Below are 17,082 nucleotides of genomic sequence, written 5' to 3' on the forward strand. Positions count from 1 at the left end.
TCCCGTGCCTCAGCGCAACGTGATGGCGAAGCGGCCGGTGCGCGTCTCGCCATCGGTGTAGCGGACCCTGACGGCGAAGCCGTCCGGCCCGCGATAGCCCGGCGCGCTGGTGTATTCGAAGGCGAGCGAGCGGCCGATCCGCCCATCGCAATGCGCATAGGCGCCGGGACCGTAGACCGCCGCCGCGTCGCGGGTCAGCATCCGCACGCGGCCATGCCGTGGCGGCTCGGTGACGACCGCGCTCGGGCGCGGCTGCGGCCGGCAGCGCCGGTCCATGGTCATGTAGGTCTGCGGCATCAGCGTCGGCGTGCCGGAGCTGACGATGTCCACCGGCCCGTCGCCGCGCATCGCCTCACCGCCGCCGACGCAGCCGCCGAGCAGGCCGCAGGCGAGGAGGAGGGCCAGCTGGGTCAGACCGGGAAGCAGCATGGCGTCTCCTGGAGGCGTGCGCCGGCCTCAGACCGGCGGCGTGCCGTTGGCGGCGAGCACGTCGCCGGCGAGATAGAGCGAGCCGCAGATCAGGATCCGTGGCGGCGAGCGCCAGTCGCGCGCCGCGATCTCGCGCAGCGCCTGCTCGACCGAGCCGGAGACCTCCGCCGGGATGCCGGCGCCGCGGGCCAGCGCCGCGACCTCCTCGGGCGGGCGGGCCGCGAGCTGGCCGGCGATCGGCACGGCGAAGAGCGTCTGGGCCAGGCCCTTGAAGTGCCCGAGCGTCGCGGTCGCGTCCTTGGTCGAGAGCAGGCCGGCGATCATCACCAGCGGGGCGGGGTTGCGCTCCTCGAGATCGGCCATGGCCTGCGCCAGCACGCGCCCGCCATCGGGGTTGTGCCCGCCGTCGAGCCAGAGTTCGGAGCCCGCCGGGGCGAGCTCGGCCAGGCGGCCGCGCGCCAGCCGCTGCAGCCGCGCCGGCCATTCGGCCTCGGCCATGCCGCGCTCGAAGGCGAGCGCCGGCAGGCCGCCATAGCCGGCGGCCCGCAGCGCCGCGATCGCGGTGCCGGCATTGACGTGCTGGTGGCGCCCGGTGAGGCGCGGCAGCGGCAGGTCGATCAGCCCGTCGCCATCCTCGTAGACCAGGCGCCCGCCATCCTCGTGGACGGAAAAGTCCTGCTGGCCGACCAGGATGCGCGAGGCGCCGGCACGCTCGGCCGCGGCCTCCAGCACGGCGGTCGGCTCCGGCTCCTGCGGCGCGATCACGGCGGGCGCGCCGCGCTTGAAGATGCCGGCCTTCTCGCCGGCGATCTTGGTGACCGTGTCGCCGAGATATTCCGAATGGTCGAGCGAGACCGGGGTCACCACGGTGCAGGCCGGATGGTCGATCACGTTGGTCGCGTCGAAGCGCCCGCCCAGCCCGACCTCGAGCAGCACGACATCGGCCTTGTGCTCGGAGAAGAGCAGGAAGGCGGCGGCGTTGGTGATTTCGAAGAAGGTGATCGGCTCGCCGGCATTGGCGCGCTCGCAGCGCTCCAGCGCATCGACCAGCACCGCCTCGTCGACGAAGCGGCCGCCGCCCGGGCGGCCGAGGCGGATGCGCTCGTGGAAGCGCACCAGATGCGGCGAGGTGTAGACATGCACCGAGAGGCCGGCGGCCTCGAGGATCGCCCGCATGAAGGCGATGGTCGAGCCCTTGCCGTTGGTGCCGGCGACATGGATCACCGGCGGCAGCCGCTTGTGCGGATCGCCGAGCCGCTCCAGCAGGCGCAGGATGCGGCCGAGCGACAGGTCGATCAGCTTGGGATGCAGCGCGAGGAAGCGCGCCAGCAGCAGGTCTGAGGTGCTCATGGCAACCGGCTCCCGGCCGGCCTCGCGGCTCAGGCGGTCTCGGCGGCGGGCTCGGTCGCGGCCGTCTCGACCGGCACCGGCGCCACGCTGCCCGGGGCGGGCTGCTTGGTCAGCAGGCGGCCGAGCCTGGCCAGCGTCGCCGGGATCTCGTGGCGGTGCACGACCATGTCGACCATGCCGTGCTCCTTGAGATATTCGGCGCGCTGGAAGCCGTCGGGCAGCTTCTCGCGGATGGTCTGCTCGATCACGCGCGGGCCGGCGAAGCCGATCAGCGCGCCGGGCTCGGCGATATGGACGTCGCCCAGCATGGCGTAGGAGGCGGTGACGCCACCGGTGGTCGGGTTGGTCAGCACGACGAAATAGGGCAGGCCGGCAGCGCGCAGGCGCCGCACCGCCACGGTGGTGCGCGGCAGCTGCATCAGCGAGAGGATGCCCTCCTGCATGCGCGCACCGCCCGACGCCGCGAACACGACATAGGGCGTGCGCTTGTCGAGCGCCGCCTCGGCACCCTTGATGAAGGCCTCGCCGGCGGCCATGCCGAGCGAGCCGCCCATAAAGTGGAAATCCTGCACCGCGATGGTCATCGGCAGGCCTTCGACCGTGCCCTGGCCGACCTTGAAGGCGTCGGCGGCGCCGGTCTTGGCGCGGGCGTCCTTGAGCCGGTCGACATAGCGCTTCTCGTCGCGGAACTTCAGCGGGTCGACCGCGACCTCGGGCAGGGCGATCTCGGTCCACTTGCCGTCGTCGAAAGTCATGCGCAGCCGGTTGGCCGCGGTGACGCGCATATGGTGGTCGGAGCCGGGGATGACGAAGCCGTTGGCCTCGACGTCCTTGTGGAAGACCATCTGCCCGGAATCGGGGCACTTGATCCAGAGGTTCTCGGGGCTCTCGCGCTTGAACAGGGTCTTGATGCGCGGGCGGACGACGTCGGAAATCCAGTTCATCGGATCATCCTCGAATAAGCTGGGATGGCCGGGTCAGGCCGCGGATCGGGCGACCGAGCGAATGCCGGCGGCGAGCTCGGCGACGAGCGAAGTGACAGCCGAAACCGTCTTTTCCGTGGCCTTGCCCTCGCCGTCGAGCGATTGGCGCACGCGCTCGACCAGCGCCGAGCCGACCACGACGCCGTCGGCGCCGCGGGCGATCTGCGCCGCGTCCTGCGCGGTCTTGACGCCGAAGCCGACCGCGACGGGCAGGGTTGTGTGCTGCTTGATGCGGGCCACCGCGTCGCCGACCGCGTCGTAATTGGCGATGGTGCCGCCGGTCACGCCGGTCATCGAGACGTAGTAGACGAAGCCCGATGTGTTCTGCAGCACGCGCGGCAGGCGCTTGTCGTCCGTGGTGGGCGTTGCCAGGCGGATGAAGCTCAGCCCCGCCGCGAGCGCCGGCAGGCAGAGCTCGGCGTCCTCTTCCGGCGGCAGGTCGACGACGATCAGCCCGTCGACGCCGGCTTCGCGCGCCGCCACGAGGAAGGCGTCGACGCCGAAGGCGTAGATCGGGTTGTAATAGCCCATCAGCACGATCGGCGTGTCGTGGCCGGCGGCGCGGAAGGCGCGCACCATGGCGAGCGTCTTACGCAGGGTCTGGCCGGCCTTGAGCGCGCGCTGGCCGGCGAGCTGCACCGGGATGCCGTCCGCCATCGGGTCGGTGAAGGGCACGCCGAGCTCGATGATGTCGGCGCCGGCTTCCGGCAGGGCGTGGAGGATCGCGCTCGCGGTGTCGAAGTCGGGATCGCCGGCGGTCACGAAGGTGACGAGCGCGGCGCGCCCCTCGGCCGCGCAGGCGGCGAAGCGGGCTTCGATGCGGGACTGGCCAGTCTGTGTCATGCCGGAGCGGTTAGCATGGCGGCGCCCGGCTGGCGAGAGGCGTTGGCGCGCCCCGGCTAGGCGATGGCCGCGCCACGCTCGGCGAGCAGGGACCGCAGCAGCGAACGGTGGCAGCGTGCCTCCTCGGCGCAATAGCAGCCAACCGAGAGTTCGGTGCCATGCGAGAGCGCGGCGACGAGGTCGAGCGCCTGGCGGGCGGCGGGCTCGGCCATCTCGGCCCGGAAGCCCTTGGCGAAGCCCGTCCACTGCGCCGCCGTTTCGGCCGCCTTCGCCTGCGCCATCAAGGCGGGGCTGGGCGACAGCACCGGAAACCAGACGTCGAACCAGTTCTCGCTGGCGTAGCACTCCTTTGGCACGCCGCGCGGGACGCGCCGCACGGTGCCGATGCGCGTGCCCTCGCCGGGCAGGCGCGGGGAGCCGAGGCGGACGATGCGGACGGCCATGGCTGCCTGACGGCTCCCGGAACGGGCGGACGCCGCACGCAAGGCGCGGCGTCCGGAACGGCTTACTTCTCGATGCGCCAGACGGTGCGCAGCGCGGCGGTGATGCTGATCTCGCCGGGCTCGACCGCCATCGGCGCACCGGCCGAGGCGACGCGGTAGGCGCGCATCTCGGCCATCGGGCGGATCGGCGCGTCGGCCTCCGCCTCGACGATCGAGACGACCTCGCCGAGCTTCACGCCGAGCTTGCCGGCATAGAGCTCGGCCCGGCCGCGTGCCGCCTCGGCCGCCTTGGCGCGGGCCTCGTCCCTGGCCTTCTCCTCGTCGGCGAGGCCGAAGCTGATGCCCGACATGTCGTTGGCGCCGGCGGCGGCCAGCGCGTCGATCAGCGGCCCGGCCTTGGCGATGTCGCGCACGATCACCGTCAGCCCGGTACGGGCCTCGTAGCCGTCGATCTTCGGCGCGCGCGGCTGCGCCGAGGCGGAGGCGGAGGGCTGGGTCATGCGCGGCGAGAGCGAGACCTGCGAGGTGGTGATGTCCTTGGCCGCGATCCCGGCCGCCTTCACCGCCTCGACCAGCTTGGCCAGCGCCGGGGTGTTGCGGTTCAGCGCCTCGGCGGCGGTCTTGCCCTCGCTGACCACGCCGGCGTGGATCGTCGCGAGGTCGGGCTTCACCCGGACCTCGCCCTCGGTGCGGATCACGATGCCCTCGGCCGGTGCCAGCGGCGCTGGCGCCGGGGCGGGGGCCTGGGCGAGCGCGGGGGTGGCGAGAGCGGCGAGCGCGGCCAGCAGCAGGGCCTTCTTGGTCTTGGTCATGGTCTTCCTTCGCGTTTTCGGCGCGAGGACGATCACCGCGCGCCGAGAATCTCCGCGACCTGCGGGATGTCCTTGTCACCACGGCCGGAGAGGTTGACCACCATGAGATGGTCCTTCGGCTTTTTCGGGGCGAGCTCGGCGACGCGGGCCAGCGCATGCGCGGATTCCAGCGCCGGGATGATGCCTTCGAGCCGCGAGATCAGCTGGAATGCCGCGAGCGCCTCCTCGTCGGTGGCCGAGAGATAGGTGACGCGGCCCGTCTCGTGCAGCCAGGAATGCTCCGGGCCGATGCCGGGATAGTCGAGCCCGGCCGAGATCGAATGGGCGTCCTTGATCTGCCCGTCATCGTCCATCAGCAGATAGGTGCGGTTGCCGTGCAGCACGCCAGGGCGCCCGCCGGTCAGCGAGGCGGCGTGCAGGCCGGAGGGGACGCCGTGGCCGGCGGCCTCGACCCCGTAGATCTCGACGCTCTTGTCGTCGAGGAAGGGGTGGAACAGCCCCATCGCGTTCGAGCCGCCGCCGATGCAGGCGATCAGCGAATCCGGCAGGCGGCCCTCGGCCTCCTGCATCTGCGCGCGGGTCTCGGTGCCGATGATCGACTGGAAGTCGCGCACCATCGCCGGATAGGGATGCGGGCCGGCGACCGTGCCGATGCAGTAGAAGGTCGAGGAGACGTTGGTGACCCAGTCGCGCAGCGCCTCGTTCATCGCATCCTTGAGCGTCTTGGTGCCGGATTCCACCGGCACGACCGCCGCGCCCAGCATCTGCATGCGGAAGACGTTCGGCGCCTGCCGGGCGACGTCGACCGCGCCCATGTAGACGATGCATTCCAGCCCGTAGCGGGCGCAGAGCGTCGCGGTGGCGACGCCGTGCTGGCCGGCGCCAGTCTCGGCGATGATGCGCTTCTTGCCCATGCGCCGCGCCAGCAGGATCTGGCCGAGCACATTGTTCACCTTGTGGGAGCCGGTGTGGTTCAGCTCCTCGCGCTTCAGATAGATCTTGGCGCCGCCGAAATGCTCGGTCAGCCGCTCGGCGAAATAGAGCGGCGAGGGCCGGCCGACATAGTGCTTCAGCCCGTCGGCCATCTCGGCGTGATAGGCGGGGTCGGCCTTGGCCGCCTCATAGGCCGCCTCCAGCTCGAGGATCAGCGGCATCAGCGTCTCGGCGACGAAGCGGCCGCCGAACTGGCCGAACCGGCCGTTCTCGTCCGGACCGGTGCGGAAGCTGTTCGGAGTGTGCGGCGCGTTCATGCCCGTAAAGCCTTCTGAGAGACGTGGTGGTCCTGAGCCCGGTCGTCCAGCGCGTCCGCCGCCTTGCGGGCGGCGGCCACGAAGGCCGCGATCCGTGCGGGGTCCTTGACGCCCGGCGCGCTCTCGACCCCGGAGGAGACGTCGACGCCCGCCGGCCGCGCGATGCCGATCGCCTCCGCGACGTTCGCCGGATCCAGCCCGCCCGATAGCATGAAGGGGAAAGCCGGGTCGAGGCCGGCGAGCAGCCGCCAGTCGAAGGGCCGGCCGTGCCCGCCCGGATAGGCGGCGTCCGGCGGCGGCTTGGCGTCGAGCAGGATCAGGTCGGCCGCGTCGCGATAGGGCGCGATCGCCGCGAGATCCGCGGCGGTGGCGATGCCGAGCGCCTTCATCACCGGCCGGCGCGTCGCCTGCCTGATGGCGCGGACCTGCTCGGGCGTCTCCGATCCGTGGAGCTGCAGCATCGGCTTGTGGGGCGCCAGCGCCGCGACCAGCTCGACGGCGCGCGCCGGCTCGATATCGACCACCAGCGCCACGATGCCGGCCCGGCCCGCCGCCAGCGACGACAGCGCCCGCGCCTGCTCGATGGTGACGAAACGCGGGCTGCGCGGATGGAAGACCAGGCCGATCATGTCGGCGCCGGCATCGAGCGCCGCTTCGACGCTCGACGGGGTCGAGAGGCCGCAGATCTTGATGCGGAAGGAGCGGGCGGTGAGGTCCATGGCCAAGCTCTAGCGCAGAACCGCGCCGGGCGGAAACCGCGGCGCGGCTGGCGCGTTCCCGTTCCGCCCGGCCGCACTTGTGACATGATGCGGGCGGAGAGAGCCGGCGGGCGAGCAAGGCGACAGGGCGGGCAGGCCGATGGGGCGGCGTTTCTTCAGCATGGTCGCGGGATTGCTGCTGTTCTCCGGCGGCACGGCGCTCGGCGTCTATCTCTGGAGCCAGCCCAGGACGCTGCGCCTCGCGGTCGGGCCTCTGGGCTCGGAGGATGCCCGCCTCGCCGCGGCGCTGGTCCAGGGCCTCAACCGCGAGAAGAAGCCGATCCGGCTGCGGCTCGTCCTGACGGGCGGCTCCGAGGAGAGCGCCAGGCGCCTCGACGACGACGAGGTCGACCTCGCCATCGTGCGGCCCGACATCGCCATCCCCGCCAAGGGCGACACCGCCCTGATCACCCGCCGCTCGCTGCCCTTCTTCATCGGCCCGGCCACGCTCGCCACCGACCGCGTCTCGGGCCTGCGCGGCAAGCGCATCGGCGTGGCGCGGCTGCCCGCCGGCAATCTCGCGCTGCTGCGGCTGGTGCTGGCGCAGTACGAGGTCGCGCCCGAGGAGGTCACGATCGTCCCGCTGGCACCCGACGATATCGCCAACGCCATTCGCGACGGGCGCATCGAGGTGCTGTTCGCCGTCAATGCGCTCAATGCCCGCATCGCCTCCGAGGCCGGCGCGCGGCTGCGGCAGGCCTTCGGCGGCGATCCGACCATCGTGCCGATCCGCGAGGCCGATGCGCTCGCCACCCGCAACCGCGCCATCGAGAGCGGGGAGATCGTGCGCGGGGCCTTCGGCGGCGACCCGCCGCGCCCGGCCGAGAACCTGCCGACGATCTCGATCACCTCGCGGCTGATGGCGGCGCAGGATCTCGACGAGGCCCGCGTCGGCGAGCTGGTCGACGCCGTGCTCTCGCTGCGCGCCACGCTGGCCGGCGAGCTGCCCGCGATCCAGGGGCTGGAGGCGCCTTCCACCGACAAGGACGCGGCCCTGCCGGTCCATCCCGGCGCCGCCGCCTTCCTCGACGGCGAGCAGGAGAGCTTCTTCGACCGCTATGGCGACTGGTTCTATCTCGGGGTGATGGCGCTGTCGCTGCTCGGCTCCGGCGCGGCCGGGCTGCTGGGCTATGACAGCGCGGCCCGCCGGAAGCTCGCCATGGCGGGACTGGGCCAGCTGGTCGATCTGCTCGCCGAGATGCGCGCCGCGCCCGACGAGGCCCGCATCGCCGCGATCGAGGCGCGGGCCGACGCGATCCTCGCCGCCGTGCTCACCGACTATGCCCGCGGCGACATCGACGCCGGCGGCGTCGGCGCCTACCGCCTCGCCATGGACCAGCTCGGCCGGGCGGCGGCGGAGCGGCGCCAGTATTTTGCCGAGGCGGAGGATCTCCCCCCGGCCCTCGCCCGGGGATGATCGCAGGGATGACATCGATGACCGGACGCCATGGTCTGGCGGCGCTTCTGGCCGCATCGCTCTTGGCCGCGTCGTTCCTGGCGGGACCCTCGGCTCGCGGCCAGGCTCCGGCGCCGGATACTCCGCCTGCACAGCTCGATCCGCGTAACGACCCCCGCGCGGAAAGCTGGCCGAAGGTGAAGTGCGACCGCTGGCGCAGCGCCTATGAGCAGGCGCTCGCCCGCTTCGGCAGCAAGGGCATCGGCGCCGAGTTCACCGCCCGCCACGACGCCTTCCTCGCCTCGGGGTGCCAGGCGCCGCCCGATGTCTGCCCGCGCAGTGCGGAGGAACTCAACCTTGCCAATGTCATGGTCATTGCCGGCATGAACGCCGGAATGGCGAGCACCTTCATGCCCTTCGCCTGCCGGAAATGATTCGGTGACGGTTGCCGAAACGGCCCGCAACCGTTATGTGCAGCGCAACTAACCCCAGATCGCTCATCGAACAGGCTGCGCCGGCCGGGACGTCCCCTGTCGGCTCGCGGTCTTGAACCAAGGCCGCTTTCCGCATGTCCATGCGCAACATCGCCATCATCGCCCACGTCGACCACGGCAAGACCACGCTCGTCGACAAGCTCCTGCAGCAGTCCGGCTCCTTCCGCGAGAACCAGCGCGTCGCCGAGCGCGTGATGGATTCCAACGACCTCGAGAAGGAGCGCGGGATCACCATCCTGGCCAAGGCCACCTCGGTGGTCTGGAAGGACACCCGCATCAACATCGTCGATACCCCCGGCCACGCCGATTTCGGCGGCGAGGTCGAGCGCATCCTCAACATGGTCGATTCCGCGATCGTGCTGGTGGACGCCGCCGAGGGCCCGATGCCGCAGACCAAGTTCGTGGTCTCCAAGGCGCTCCAGCTCGGCCTTCGCCCGATCGTCGCGATCAACAAGGTCGACAAGGCGGATGCCCGCGTCCAGGAGGTGATCAACGAGGTCTTCGACCTGTTCGCCGCGCTCGACGCCACCGACGAGCAGCTCGACTTCCCGATCCTCTACGGCTCGGGCAAGCAGGGCTGGATGGCCGATTCGCCGGAAGGCCCGCAGGACCAGGGCCTGGCGCCGATGTACGACCTGATCCTCAAGCACGTCCCGCCGCCGAAGGTCGAGGACGGGCCGTTCCGGATGATCGGCACCCTGCTCGAGGCCAACCCCTATCTCGGCCGCATCATCACCGGCCGCGTCACCTCCGGCACCGCCAAGCCCAACCAGGTCATCAAGGTGCTCTCGGGCGACGGCACGACCGTCGAGACCGGCCGCATCTCGAAGATCCTCGCTTTCCGCGGGCTCGAGCGCCAGCCGATCGAGGAAGCCGTCGCCGGCGACATCGTCTCGATCGCGGGGCTGGTGAAGGGCACCGTCGCGGACACCTTCTGCGACCCGTCGGTCGATACCCCGATCGTCGCCCAGCCGATCGACCCGCCGACTGTCTCGATGACCTTCTCGGTCAACGACTCGCCGCTGGCCGGCACCGAGGGCGACAAGGTCACCACCCGCGTCATCCGCGACCGCCTGTTCAAGGAGGCCGAGGGCAACGTCGCGCTCAAGATCGAGGAAGCGACCGACAAGGACAGCTTCATCGTCTCGGGCCGCGGCGAGCTCTTGCTGGCCATCCTGATCGAGACCATGCGCCGCGAGGGCTTCGAGCTCGGCGTTTCCCGCCCGCGCGTCGTCTTCAAGCGTGACGAGGCCGGCAAGCTGCTCGAGCCGATCGAGGAGGTCGTCATCGACGTCGACGAGGAGCATTCCGGCGTCGTCGTGCAGAAGATGAGCGAGCGCAAGGCCGACATGCTGGAGATGCGCCCCTCCGGCGGCAATCGCCAGCGCCTGGTCTTCCACGCCCCGACCCGCGGCCTGATCGGCTATCAGGGCGAGCTGCTCACCGATACGCGCGGCACGGCCATCATGAACCGGCTCTTCCACGACTATGCGCCGTACAAGGGCGAGATCGCCGGCCGCCGCAACGGCGTGCTGATCGCGATGGAGACCGGCGAGGCCGTGGCCTATGCGCTGTGGAACCTCGAGGATCGCGGCCCGATGATGATCGAGCCCGGCTGGAAGGTCTATCAGGGCATGATCGTCGGCGAGCACACCCGCGAGAACGATCTCGAGGTGAACGTGCTCAAGGGCAAGAAGCTCACCAACATCCGCACCACCTCGAAGGACGAGGCGGTGCGCCTGACCCCGCCGATCCGCATGACGCTGGAGCGTTCGCTGGCCTGGATCGACGACGACGAGCTCGTCGAGGTCACGCCGAAGTCGATCCGCCTGCGCAAGGCGATCCTCGACCCGAACGAGCGCAAGCGCGCCCAGAAGATCAAGGCCGAAGTGGCCTGAGATCCGGCCTGAGCCGCCAGGGCTCTCGCGAAGACGACCACGAAGGCGGCGGACCCCGGTCCGCCGCCTTTCGCTTGTGTCAGGCCTGCTCGCCGGGCGAGGCCAGGACGCTGCGGGGGCGCGCCGGCCGCATGCTCGCCACCGCGAAGCTCATCAGCAGCAGCGCCAGCGGCACCGAGAAGCCGTAGCCGACCTGCCCGAAGCCGAGCGCGCCGATGACACCGCCGCTGAAGAACATGCCGACGACCCGCAGCAGGATGCCGAGCTTGCGCCGGTCGGCCATCACCATCAGCTCCGGCGCCCGCCGGTCGCGGTTCCAGTAGGCCAGCTTGCCGAGCTCGATGCCGATATCGGTCACCATGCCGGTGAGATGGGTGGTGCGCATGCGCGCGCCGGAGATCTTGGTGATCGTCGCGTTCTGCAGTCCCATGATGAAGCAGAGCAGCGGCGCCGCCAGCAGCATCAGCCCGGGCATCCGCCCCGACGCGGCGCCGATCGCGCCGAAGACCAGCAGCAGTACCGCCTCTAGCCCGATCGGATAGGCATATTGCCGCCGGCGCGCATTGCGGCGCCCCCAGTTGATCAGCATGGCGGAGCAGGCCGAGCCGGCGCCGAAGGAGACCAGCGCCACGAGCCCGGTGCCGACCAGGCCGAACACGCCGAGCACCAGATTGTCGGCGATTGCCGAGACCACGCCGGTCATGTGCGAGGTGTACTGGCCGACCGCGAGGAAGCCGCCCGCATTGATCGCGCCGGCGATGAAGGCGAGGCTGGTGCCGAGTATCTCGTCGGAGATCGCCGACCGCCGGTGGGCGGCGGCCGAATAGAGCAGGCGCAGCCGGCGCCGGCGCCGCGGCGCCCTCACGACACGGACCTCGCTCCCTGAGGCCGGGGCGCGCCGGTCGCAGGCTGGGCCGGCTCGCGCAAGCGGACGCCGCGGCCCTGGCCCTCGCTACTGGAGCGTTCGCCGATCAGCTCGACGCCGGCCGCTTCGAGCGCCGCGACCACCTTGGTCAGCGTGTCGACGATGCCGCGCACATGGCCGTCGCTCGCCTCCATGCGCTGGATCGTCGGCAGCGAGACGCCCGACAGCGCCGCCAGCGTCTTCTGGTCGATGCCGAGCAGCGCCCGCGCGGCGCGCAACTGGGGAGCGGTGATCATGGCACGGACCTTCGCATTATGCGGGATGCTCCAGCCTCGTCCATCGATCATGATCGTTCAAGCATCAGGATCGATGGCTGATATGGCAACACCGCATGACGGCCGGCGGCATCTAGGTCGCCGGGTCCTCGATCGCCAGCAGGCGGCAGGCCGCCAGCCTTGCGATGGCGATCGTCAGCATCTTGCGCCGCGCCGCCGCCAGCGGATGGCGCGGCGGCTCCCGTAGCAGCTCCCCGCCCCAGGCGTCGGCGACGATCAGCCCGACATCGTCCGGCAGGATCTCATGGGGGAAGTCCGGCGCCACCGCGAAGAGGAAACCGTCGCAGTAATCGCGATAATCCGGCCATTTCCCGTCGACGCGATAATCGGCCAGGCCGGACTTGACCTCCACCACCAGGATCTCGCCGCTCGGCGACAGGGCGACGATGTCGCCGCGACGGCCATTGGCGAAGCGCATCTCCTTGACGATGGCATAGCCGCGCGCCTGCAGATGCCGTGCGGCACCGCGGCAGACGGCACGGGTGATCTCCGGCCGCGCGGGCGCCGGGACGAGCACGGAATCGGACAGATCCATGCGAGGCATGTTCTGCTTTTGTGCCTGTGCGCGCAAGCCCGCGCGGTCCGGGGCCGCCATGCGCGCGCCGCAACAAGCGCTTGCGGCCCGGCCCGTGCCCGCTATGGTCCCGCGCGCCCTGGACATCGTCATGATCACCCTGCTCACCGTTGCCGTCGCCGGCCATGTCGCCTGGTTTCTCTGCCTGCTGCTGCGGCCGCTGATGGTGCGCTATGCGCTGGCGCGCCCGAATGCGCGCTCGAGCCACCAGGTGCCGACCCCGCAGGGCGGCGGCATCGCGGTGCTCGGCGGCGTGGTGCTGGCGCTGCTGCTGGCCGGCGCGCTCGGCCTGCTGCCGGCACAGGCGCGCCCGGCGCTGGCGCTGGTCCTGGCGGCGGCCGTGCTGGTCGCCGGCGTCGGCGCCTGGGACGATATCGCGCCGCTGCCGGCGGGCCTCAGGCTCGGCTTGCAGACCGTCGCCGTTTCCGTCGTGCTGATGCTGGCCGCGCCGGAACTGCGCCTGCTGCCCGATCTGCTGCCGCTCTGGGCCGAGCGGGCGCTGTGCATCCTCGCCGGCGTCTGGTTCGTCAACCTCGTCAACTTCATGGACGGGATCGACTGGATCACCATCGCCGGCATCGCCCCGCTCTGCGCCGCGCTCGCGGCCGCCGGCGCGCTCGGCGTCCTCGATCCGGCGAGCGGCCTTCTGGCGGCGGCGCTGCTCGGCGGCCTGCTCGGCTTCGCCCCGCTCAACCGGCCGGTGGCGAAGATCTTCCTAGGCGATGTCGGCTCGCTGCCGATCGGCCTGTTGACGGCCTGGCTGCTCTATCGCCTCGCCGCCGAGGGCGCGCTCGTCGCGGCGCTGATCCTGCCGCTCTACCATGTGCTGGATTCGACCATCACCCTGCTGCGACGGCTGGCGCGCGGCGAGAAGGTCTGGCAGGCGCATCGCTCGCATTTCTACCAGCAGGCCACCGATAACGGCTTCTCGGTGTCGCAGGTCGTGGCGCGGGTGGCCGGGCTCAATCTCGGGCTGGCCGTACTCGCCGGCCTCACCATCCGCTTCCCCGCGACCGCGGTGCAGCTCGGCTGCCTTACGCTGGCGCTCGCGCTGACGGCTTTGCTGCTGGCGCGCTTCGCGCGGCGGCGGACGGCATGAGGGCCGGGCGATGAGGCCGAGCCGCATCCTGCTGACCGGAGCCAGCGGCTTCGTCGGCCGCCACCTCGCCCGCGATCTCGCGGCGCGCGGCCATCTGGTGCGCTGCGCCGGCCGGGCCGGCCTGCCCGAGGGGGCCGGCATCGAGGCGGTCGCGACCGGCGATCTCGCCGGCGAGATCGACTGGCGGCCGCTGCTCGCCGGCGTCGACCAGGTCGTCCATGCCGCCGGCCTCGCCCATGCCGATTCCGACCTGCCGGAGGAGCGCTACCGCCGGGTCAACACCCAGGCGACGCTGGCGCTTGCCGCGGCGGCGCGCGCCGCCGGGATCGGCCGCTTCGTCTTCCTCTCCTCGATCCGCGCCCAGACCGGCCCGGTCGCCGCGGGCCCGCTGCGCGACGCCGATCCGCCGTTGCCCACCGACGCCTATGGCCGCTCCAAGTTGGCGGCCGAGCAGGGGCTGGCCGGGCTCGATCTCGACTGGGTGGCGCTGCGGCCGGTGCTGGTCTACGGGCCGGGCGTCAAGGCCAATATGGCGGCGCTGCTGCGTCTGGCGCGCCTGCCCGTGCCGCTGCCGCTCGGCGGGCTCGCCGCGCCGCGCTCGCTGCTGGCGGTGGAGAATCTCTGCGAGGCGGTCGCCTTCGCGCTGACGCCGCTCTGCCCGGCGCGCCGCAGCTATATCGTCGCCGATCCCGAGCCGCTTTCTGTGGCCGACATGCTCGCCGCGATGCGGGCCGGGCTGGGACGGCGGCCGGGGCTGGTCGCGCTGCCGCCGGGGCTGCTGAAGCTCGCCGCCCGGCTGGCGGGGCGCCCCGCCGCCTATGAGCGGCTGGCCGGCGGGCTCGTGGCCCTGCCGGAAGACCTGCTCAATGCGGGCTGGCGCCCGCCGCTGGCGACGCGGGCTGCGCTGGCGCGTCTGGCTGCTGGCGGCGGCTGAAGTCGGGGATCGCCTCGCTCAGCACCGCTTCGGCCGCGACGCGGTCGTCGGCGGCGACGGCACGCGCCAGCCGGTCGAGCCAGCCCTGCATGCGGGCGCGGCCGGCGAAGATCGGCTTGGCCGCCATGACGCCGTCCAGCCCGGTCTCGGCCATCGGCTCGTCCTTGGCGAACAGGATCTCGTTGAGCCGCTCGCCCGGGCGCACGCCGGTGAAGGCGATCTCGATGTCGAGCCCGGGCTCGTACCCGGCGAGCCGGATCATGCGCTCGGCCAGGTCGACGATCTTCAGCGGCTGGCCCATCTTGAGCACGTAGACGGCGGCGCGCTCCTGCCCGTCCTCACCTTGGCCGCCCTGGCCCTGCTCGTCTTCGCCCTGGACGCCGCTGGCGGCGCCGGCATGGGAGGCGGCGGTCAGCACCAGGTCGCAGGCTTCGCGGATCGTCATGAAGTAGCGGATCATGTCGGGGCTGGTCACGGTGACCGGGCCGCCGCGCTCGATCTGCGCCTTGAACTTCGGCACCACGGAGCCGACCGAGCCGAGCACGTTGCCGAAGCGCACCGCGACGAGGCGCATGCCGCTCGCCCCGCCGGCGAACTCCGCGTCGCGGGCCTGGGCGTACATCTCGGCGAAACGCTTGGTCGCGCCCAGCATCGAGACCGGCTCGATCGCCTTGTCGGTCGAGATCATCACGAAGATCGAGGCGCCGGCCGCGATCGCCGCTTCCGTCACCGCGACCGAGCCGAAGACGTTGGTCTTGATGCCCTCGCCCCAGTCGGCCTCGAGATAGGGCACGTGCTTCAGCGCCGCGGCATGGATGACGATGTCGGGCGCGAAGGCCCTGAACAGCGGGTTGATCCGGGCCTGGTCGCGCACATCGGCGATGGCGCCGGTGACGCGCACCGGCAGGCCCTGCGCCGCCAGCGCCTCGGTGACGTGGAACAGCGCCGGCTCCGAGCTCTCGACCACGAGGATCTCGGCGGCGCCGAAGGCGGCGCAGCGCAGGCAGATCTCAGAGCCGATCGAGCCGCCGCCGCCGGTGACGATGACGCGCTTGTCCTTGAGGAAGCCGCCGAGCCGGTCGCGATCGATGCTGATCGTCGGGCGCACCAGGAGGTCCTCGATCTCCAGCGGCGCGAGCTCGCTGCCGCGCAGCCCCTCGCCGAGCGAATCCAGCCGCGAGATCGGGATGGCCAGCTTGCGCGTGCCGGCGAGCCATTTGTCGGGCTCGGATTCGGGCAGCAGCGCGCTCGGCGTCGCGACGATGCGGCGGAAGGCCTCGCCGCGGTCCGACGCCTCGCTCGCCACCGTCTCCATCTGCGAGAGCAGGCCGAGCACCGGCACGCCGCGGATCGACTGGCCGAGATCGTCGCCGCGCGGCGACAGGATGCCTGCCGGGCGCAGGCGGCCCATCGTGCCGGCCTCCATGGCGCGGATCACCACCTCGACGTCGACGGCGCGGCCGAGCAGCAGCGCCGGCAGGCGCGCCTCGCGGGCCGCGTTGTGCTTGGAGCGGGAGTATTTGAAGTAGCGATAGGCCAGCCGCGGGCCGCCGAGCAGCGCGTTCTGGACGATCCAGTACAGCGCGATGGTGATCTTGCCGAAGTAGAAATTGCCGTAGAGATTCGGCGCGACGATCACATAGTCGGCGACGAGCAGCGTCAGCGCCAGGATCGTCACCGCCCTGACGATGTTCGACAGGTCGGGCAGCGAGGCGAAGCGCCATTTCGAGCGGTAGAGTTGGAAGAACCAGTAGACGCAGCCGGCATAGGCGACGAAGACCGGCAGGATCGTCGGCAGGTAGCGCATGCGCTCCTCGAGCGCCCAGTTCTCGAAGCGCACCGAGAAGACGAACAGGATCGCGAGCGCCGTCATCGCCAGGTCGTGGGCGATCACGGCGAGCTTCTTGGCGCCCGGTTTGGAGAGAGTCAGCATGCGCGGCGGGGTATCCCGCTCCCTTGGTCCCTTGTCAACGCGGCCGGGGCCGGCGGCGCCGGATTGGCTGCGGACAAGGCGGGCTCAGGCGGCGCCCTTCGGGCGGTGGCCGAGGCCGATCAGGATGAAGTCGATCATCGCCTCGGCATCGGGGCTCGGCAGCGCGGCGCATTGGCTCATCAGCAGCGGGTGGAGATAGCGCACAAAGGCGGTGCGGACGCAGCGTGTCGCCAGCGCCGGCTCGGCGACGGTGAACTCGCCCCCGGCGACGCCCTCCCGGATCAGCGCGTCGAGCACCGCGTCGTAGCGCTCGATATGGCCGCGCACCACGTCCCAACTCTCCTCCATGGCGCAGGCGAACATTTCGTGGAGGTGGTGATGTTCGACATAGCGGGCGGCGTTGAGGCGGTGCGAGGCGAGCAGCACCTCGCGCAGGCGTTCGGCGGCCGGGCGCTTGCGGGCGGCGATCTCGTGGACGGCGGCCTCGAGCTCGACCATGGCGCGCTCGGCCACCGCCTCGTTGATCGCCTTCTTCGAGTCGAAGAAGCGATAGACGTTGGCGGGGCTCATCCGCAGCGATTTGGCGATGTCGGCGACGGTGGTCTTCTGATAGCCGATCTGGCGGAAGAAGCCCTCGGCGGTCTCGATGATCTCGCGCCGCGTATCGCGTTCCGGACTGCTCATGC

General features: G+C 71.3%; 18 protein-coding genes. 5 read left to right on the forward strand and 13 right to left on the reverse strand.

Going from position 1 to position 17,082, the window contains the following annotated elements:
* Positions 1-9: 9 nt before the first annotated feature.
* From ABE438_RS15490 to ABE438_RS15525, 8 genes are all read right to left on the reverse strand, one after another.
* A complete protein-coding gene (locus ABE438_RS15490) occupies positions 10-429 on the reverse strand; it encodes a hypothetical protein (RefSeq protein WP_346503542.1) in 420 nt (139 codons plus the stop codon).
* Positions 430-456: 27 nt separating this feature from the next.
* Positions 457-1,779, reverse strand: coding sequence for a bifunctional folylpolyglutamate synthase/dihydrofolate synthase (locus tag ABE438_RS15495; RefSeq protein WP_346503543.1), 1,323 nt, complete (start codon positions 1,777-1,779; stop codon positions 457-459).
* Positions 1,780-1,808: 29 nt separating this feature from the next.
* Positions 1,809-2,723: an acetyl-CoA carboxylase, carboxyltransferase subunit beta gene (gene accD, locus ABE438_RS15500; protein ID WP_346503544.1), complete on the reverse strand. Its 915-nt coding sequence runs from the start codon at positions 2,721-2,723 to the stop codon at positions 1,809-1,811.
* A 33-nt stretch (positions 2,724-2,756) separates the two neighbouring features.
* A complete protein-coding gene (gene trpA / locus ABE438_RS15505) occupies positions 2,757-3,605 on the reverse strand; it encodes a tryptophan synthase subunit alpha (RefSeq protein WP_346503545.1) in 849 nt (282 codons plus the stop codon).
* Positions 3,606-3,661: 56 nt separating this feature from the next.
* Positions 3,662-4,048, reverse strand: coding sequence for a DUF488 domain-containing protein (locus tag ABE438_RS15510; protein WP_346503546.1), 387 nt, complete (start codon positions 4,046-4,048; stop codon positions 3,662-3,664).
* Between the two features lie 62 nt (positions 4,049-4,110).
* Positions 4,111-4,860: an SIMPL domain-containing protein gene (locus ABE438_RS15515; protein WP_346503547.1), complete on the reverse strand. Its 750-nt coding sequence runs from the start codon at positions 4,858-4,860 to the stop codon at positions 4,111-4,113.
* A gap of 32 nt (positions 4,861-4,892) precedes the next feature.
* Positions 4,893-6,110 (reverse strand): tryptophan synthase subunit beta, encoded by a 1,218-nt coding sequence (gene trpB, locus ABE438_RS15520; RefSeq protein ID WP_346503548.1) that lies wholly within the window; start codon positions 6,108-6,110, stop codon positions 4,893-4,895.
* A complete protein-coding gene (locus ABE438_RS15525; protein WP_346503549.1) occupies positions 6,107-6,829 on the reverse strand; it encodes a phosphoribosylanthranilate isomerase in 723 nt (240 codons plus the stop codon). Before ABE438_RS15525 ends, trpB begins: the two co-directional genes overlap by 4 nt.
* A 139-nt stretch (positions 6,830-6,968) precedes the next feature.
* Between ABE438_RS15525 and ABE438_RS15530 the strand changes: the two genes are divergently transcribed.
* The 3 genes from ABE438_RS15530 (at position 6,969) to typA (ending at position 10,656) form a co-directional block, all read left to right on the forward strand.
* Positions 6,969-8,285, forward strand: coding sequence for a TAXI family TRAP transporter solute-binding subunit (locus tag ABE438_RS15530; RefSeq protein WP_346503550.1), 1,317 nt, complete (start codon positions 6,969-6,971; stop codon positions 8,283-8,285).
* Between the two features lie 17 nt (positions 8,286-8,302).
* Entirely contained in the window at positions 8,303-8,698 is a 396-nt protein-coding gene (locus ABE438_RS15535; protein ID WP_346503551.1) for a hypothetical protein, read from the forward strand.
* Positions 8,699-8,832: 134 nt separating this feature from the next.
* On the forward strand, positions 8,833-10,656 hold the full coding sequence (typA, locus tag ABE438_RS15540; RefSeq protein WP_346503552.1) for a translational GTPase TypA: 1,824 nt from the start codon (positions 8,833-8,835) through the stop codon (positions 10,654-10,656).
* Positions 10,657-10,735: 79 nt separating this feature from the next.
* Here the strand turns inward: typA and ABE438_RS15545 are convergent, their stop codons facing one another.
* The 3 genes from ABE438_RS15545 to ABE438_RS15555 form a co-directional block, all read right to left on the reverse strand.
* A complete protein-coding gene (locus tag ABE438_RS15545; RefSeq protein WP_346503553.1) occupies positions 10,736-11,521 on the reverse strand; it encodes a YoaK family protein in 786 nt (261 codons plus the stop codon).
* Positions 11,518-11,817 carry a helix-turn-helix domain-containing protein gene (locus tag ABE438_RS15550; RefSeq protein ID WP_346503554.1) on the reverse strand — a complete coding sequence of 100 codons (300 nt, stop codon included), beginning with the start codon at positions 11,815-11,817 and terminating at the stop codon, positions 11,518-11,520. Before ABE438_RS15550 ends, ABE438_RS15545 begins: the two co-directional genes overlap by 4 nt.
* Positions 11,818-11,929: 112 nt before the next feature.
* Positions 11,930-12,391, reverse strand: coding sequence for an MmcB family DNA repair protein (locus ABE438_RS15555; RefSeq protein WP_346503555.1), 462 nt, complete (start codon positions 12,389-12,391; stop codon positions 11,930-11,932).
* 124 nt (positions 12,392-12,515) lie between these two features.
* Here ABE438_RS15555 and ABE438_RS15560 point away from each other — a divergent pair, with 124 nt between their 5' ends.
* Positions 12,516-13,529 carry an MraY family glycosyltransferase gene (locus ABE438_RS15560; RefSeq protein WP_465248627.1) on the forward strand — a complete coding sequence of 338 codons (1,014 nt, stop codon included), beginning with the start codon at positions 12,516-12,518 and terminating at the stop codon, positions 13,527-13,529.
* Between the two features lie 10 nt (positions 13,530-13,539).
* Complete coding sequence (locus tag ABE438_RS15565; RefSeq protein ID WP_346503557.1) at positions 13,540-14,463, forward strand: NAD-dependent epimerase/dehydratase family protein; 924 nt, start codon at positions 13,540-13,542, stop codon at positions 14,461-14,463.
* Here ABE438_RS15565 and ABE438_RS15570 read toward each other — a convergent pair.
* Entirely contained in the window at positions 14,393-16,396 is a 2,004-nt protein-coding gene (locus ABE438_RS15570; RefSeq protein WP_346503558.1) for an SDR family NAD(P)-dependent oxidoreductase, read from the reverse strand. The genes ABE438_RS15565 and ABE438_RS15570 overlap by 71 nt on opposite strands.
* 84 nt (positions 16,397-16,480) lie before the next feature.
* Complete coding sequence (locus tag ABE438_RS15575; protein WP_346503560.1) at positions 16,481-17,080, reverse strand: TetR family transcriptional regulator; 600 nt, start codon at positions 17,078-17,080, stop codon at positions 16,481-16,483.
* Between the last annotated feature and the right edge of the window lie 2 nt (positions 17,081-17,082).

Origin of the sequence: Allobosea sp. TWI1241, from assembly GCF_039673065.1 — a bacterium.
GTDB lineage: Bacteria > Pseudomonadota > Alphaproteobacteria > Rhizobiales > Beijerinckiaceae > Allobosea.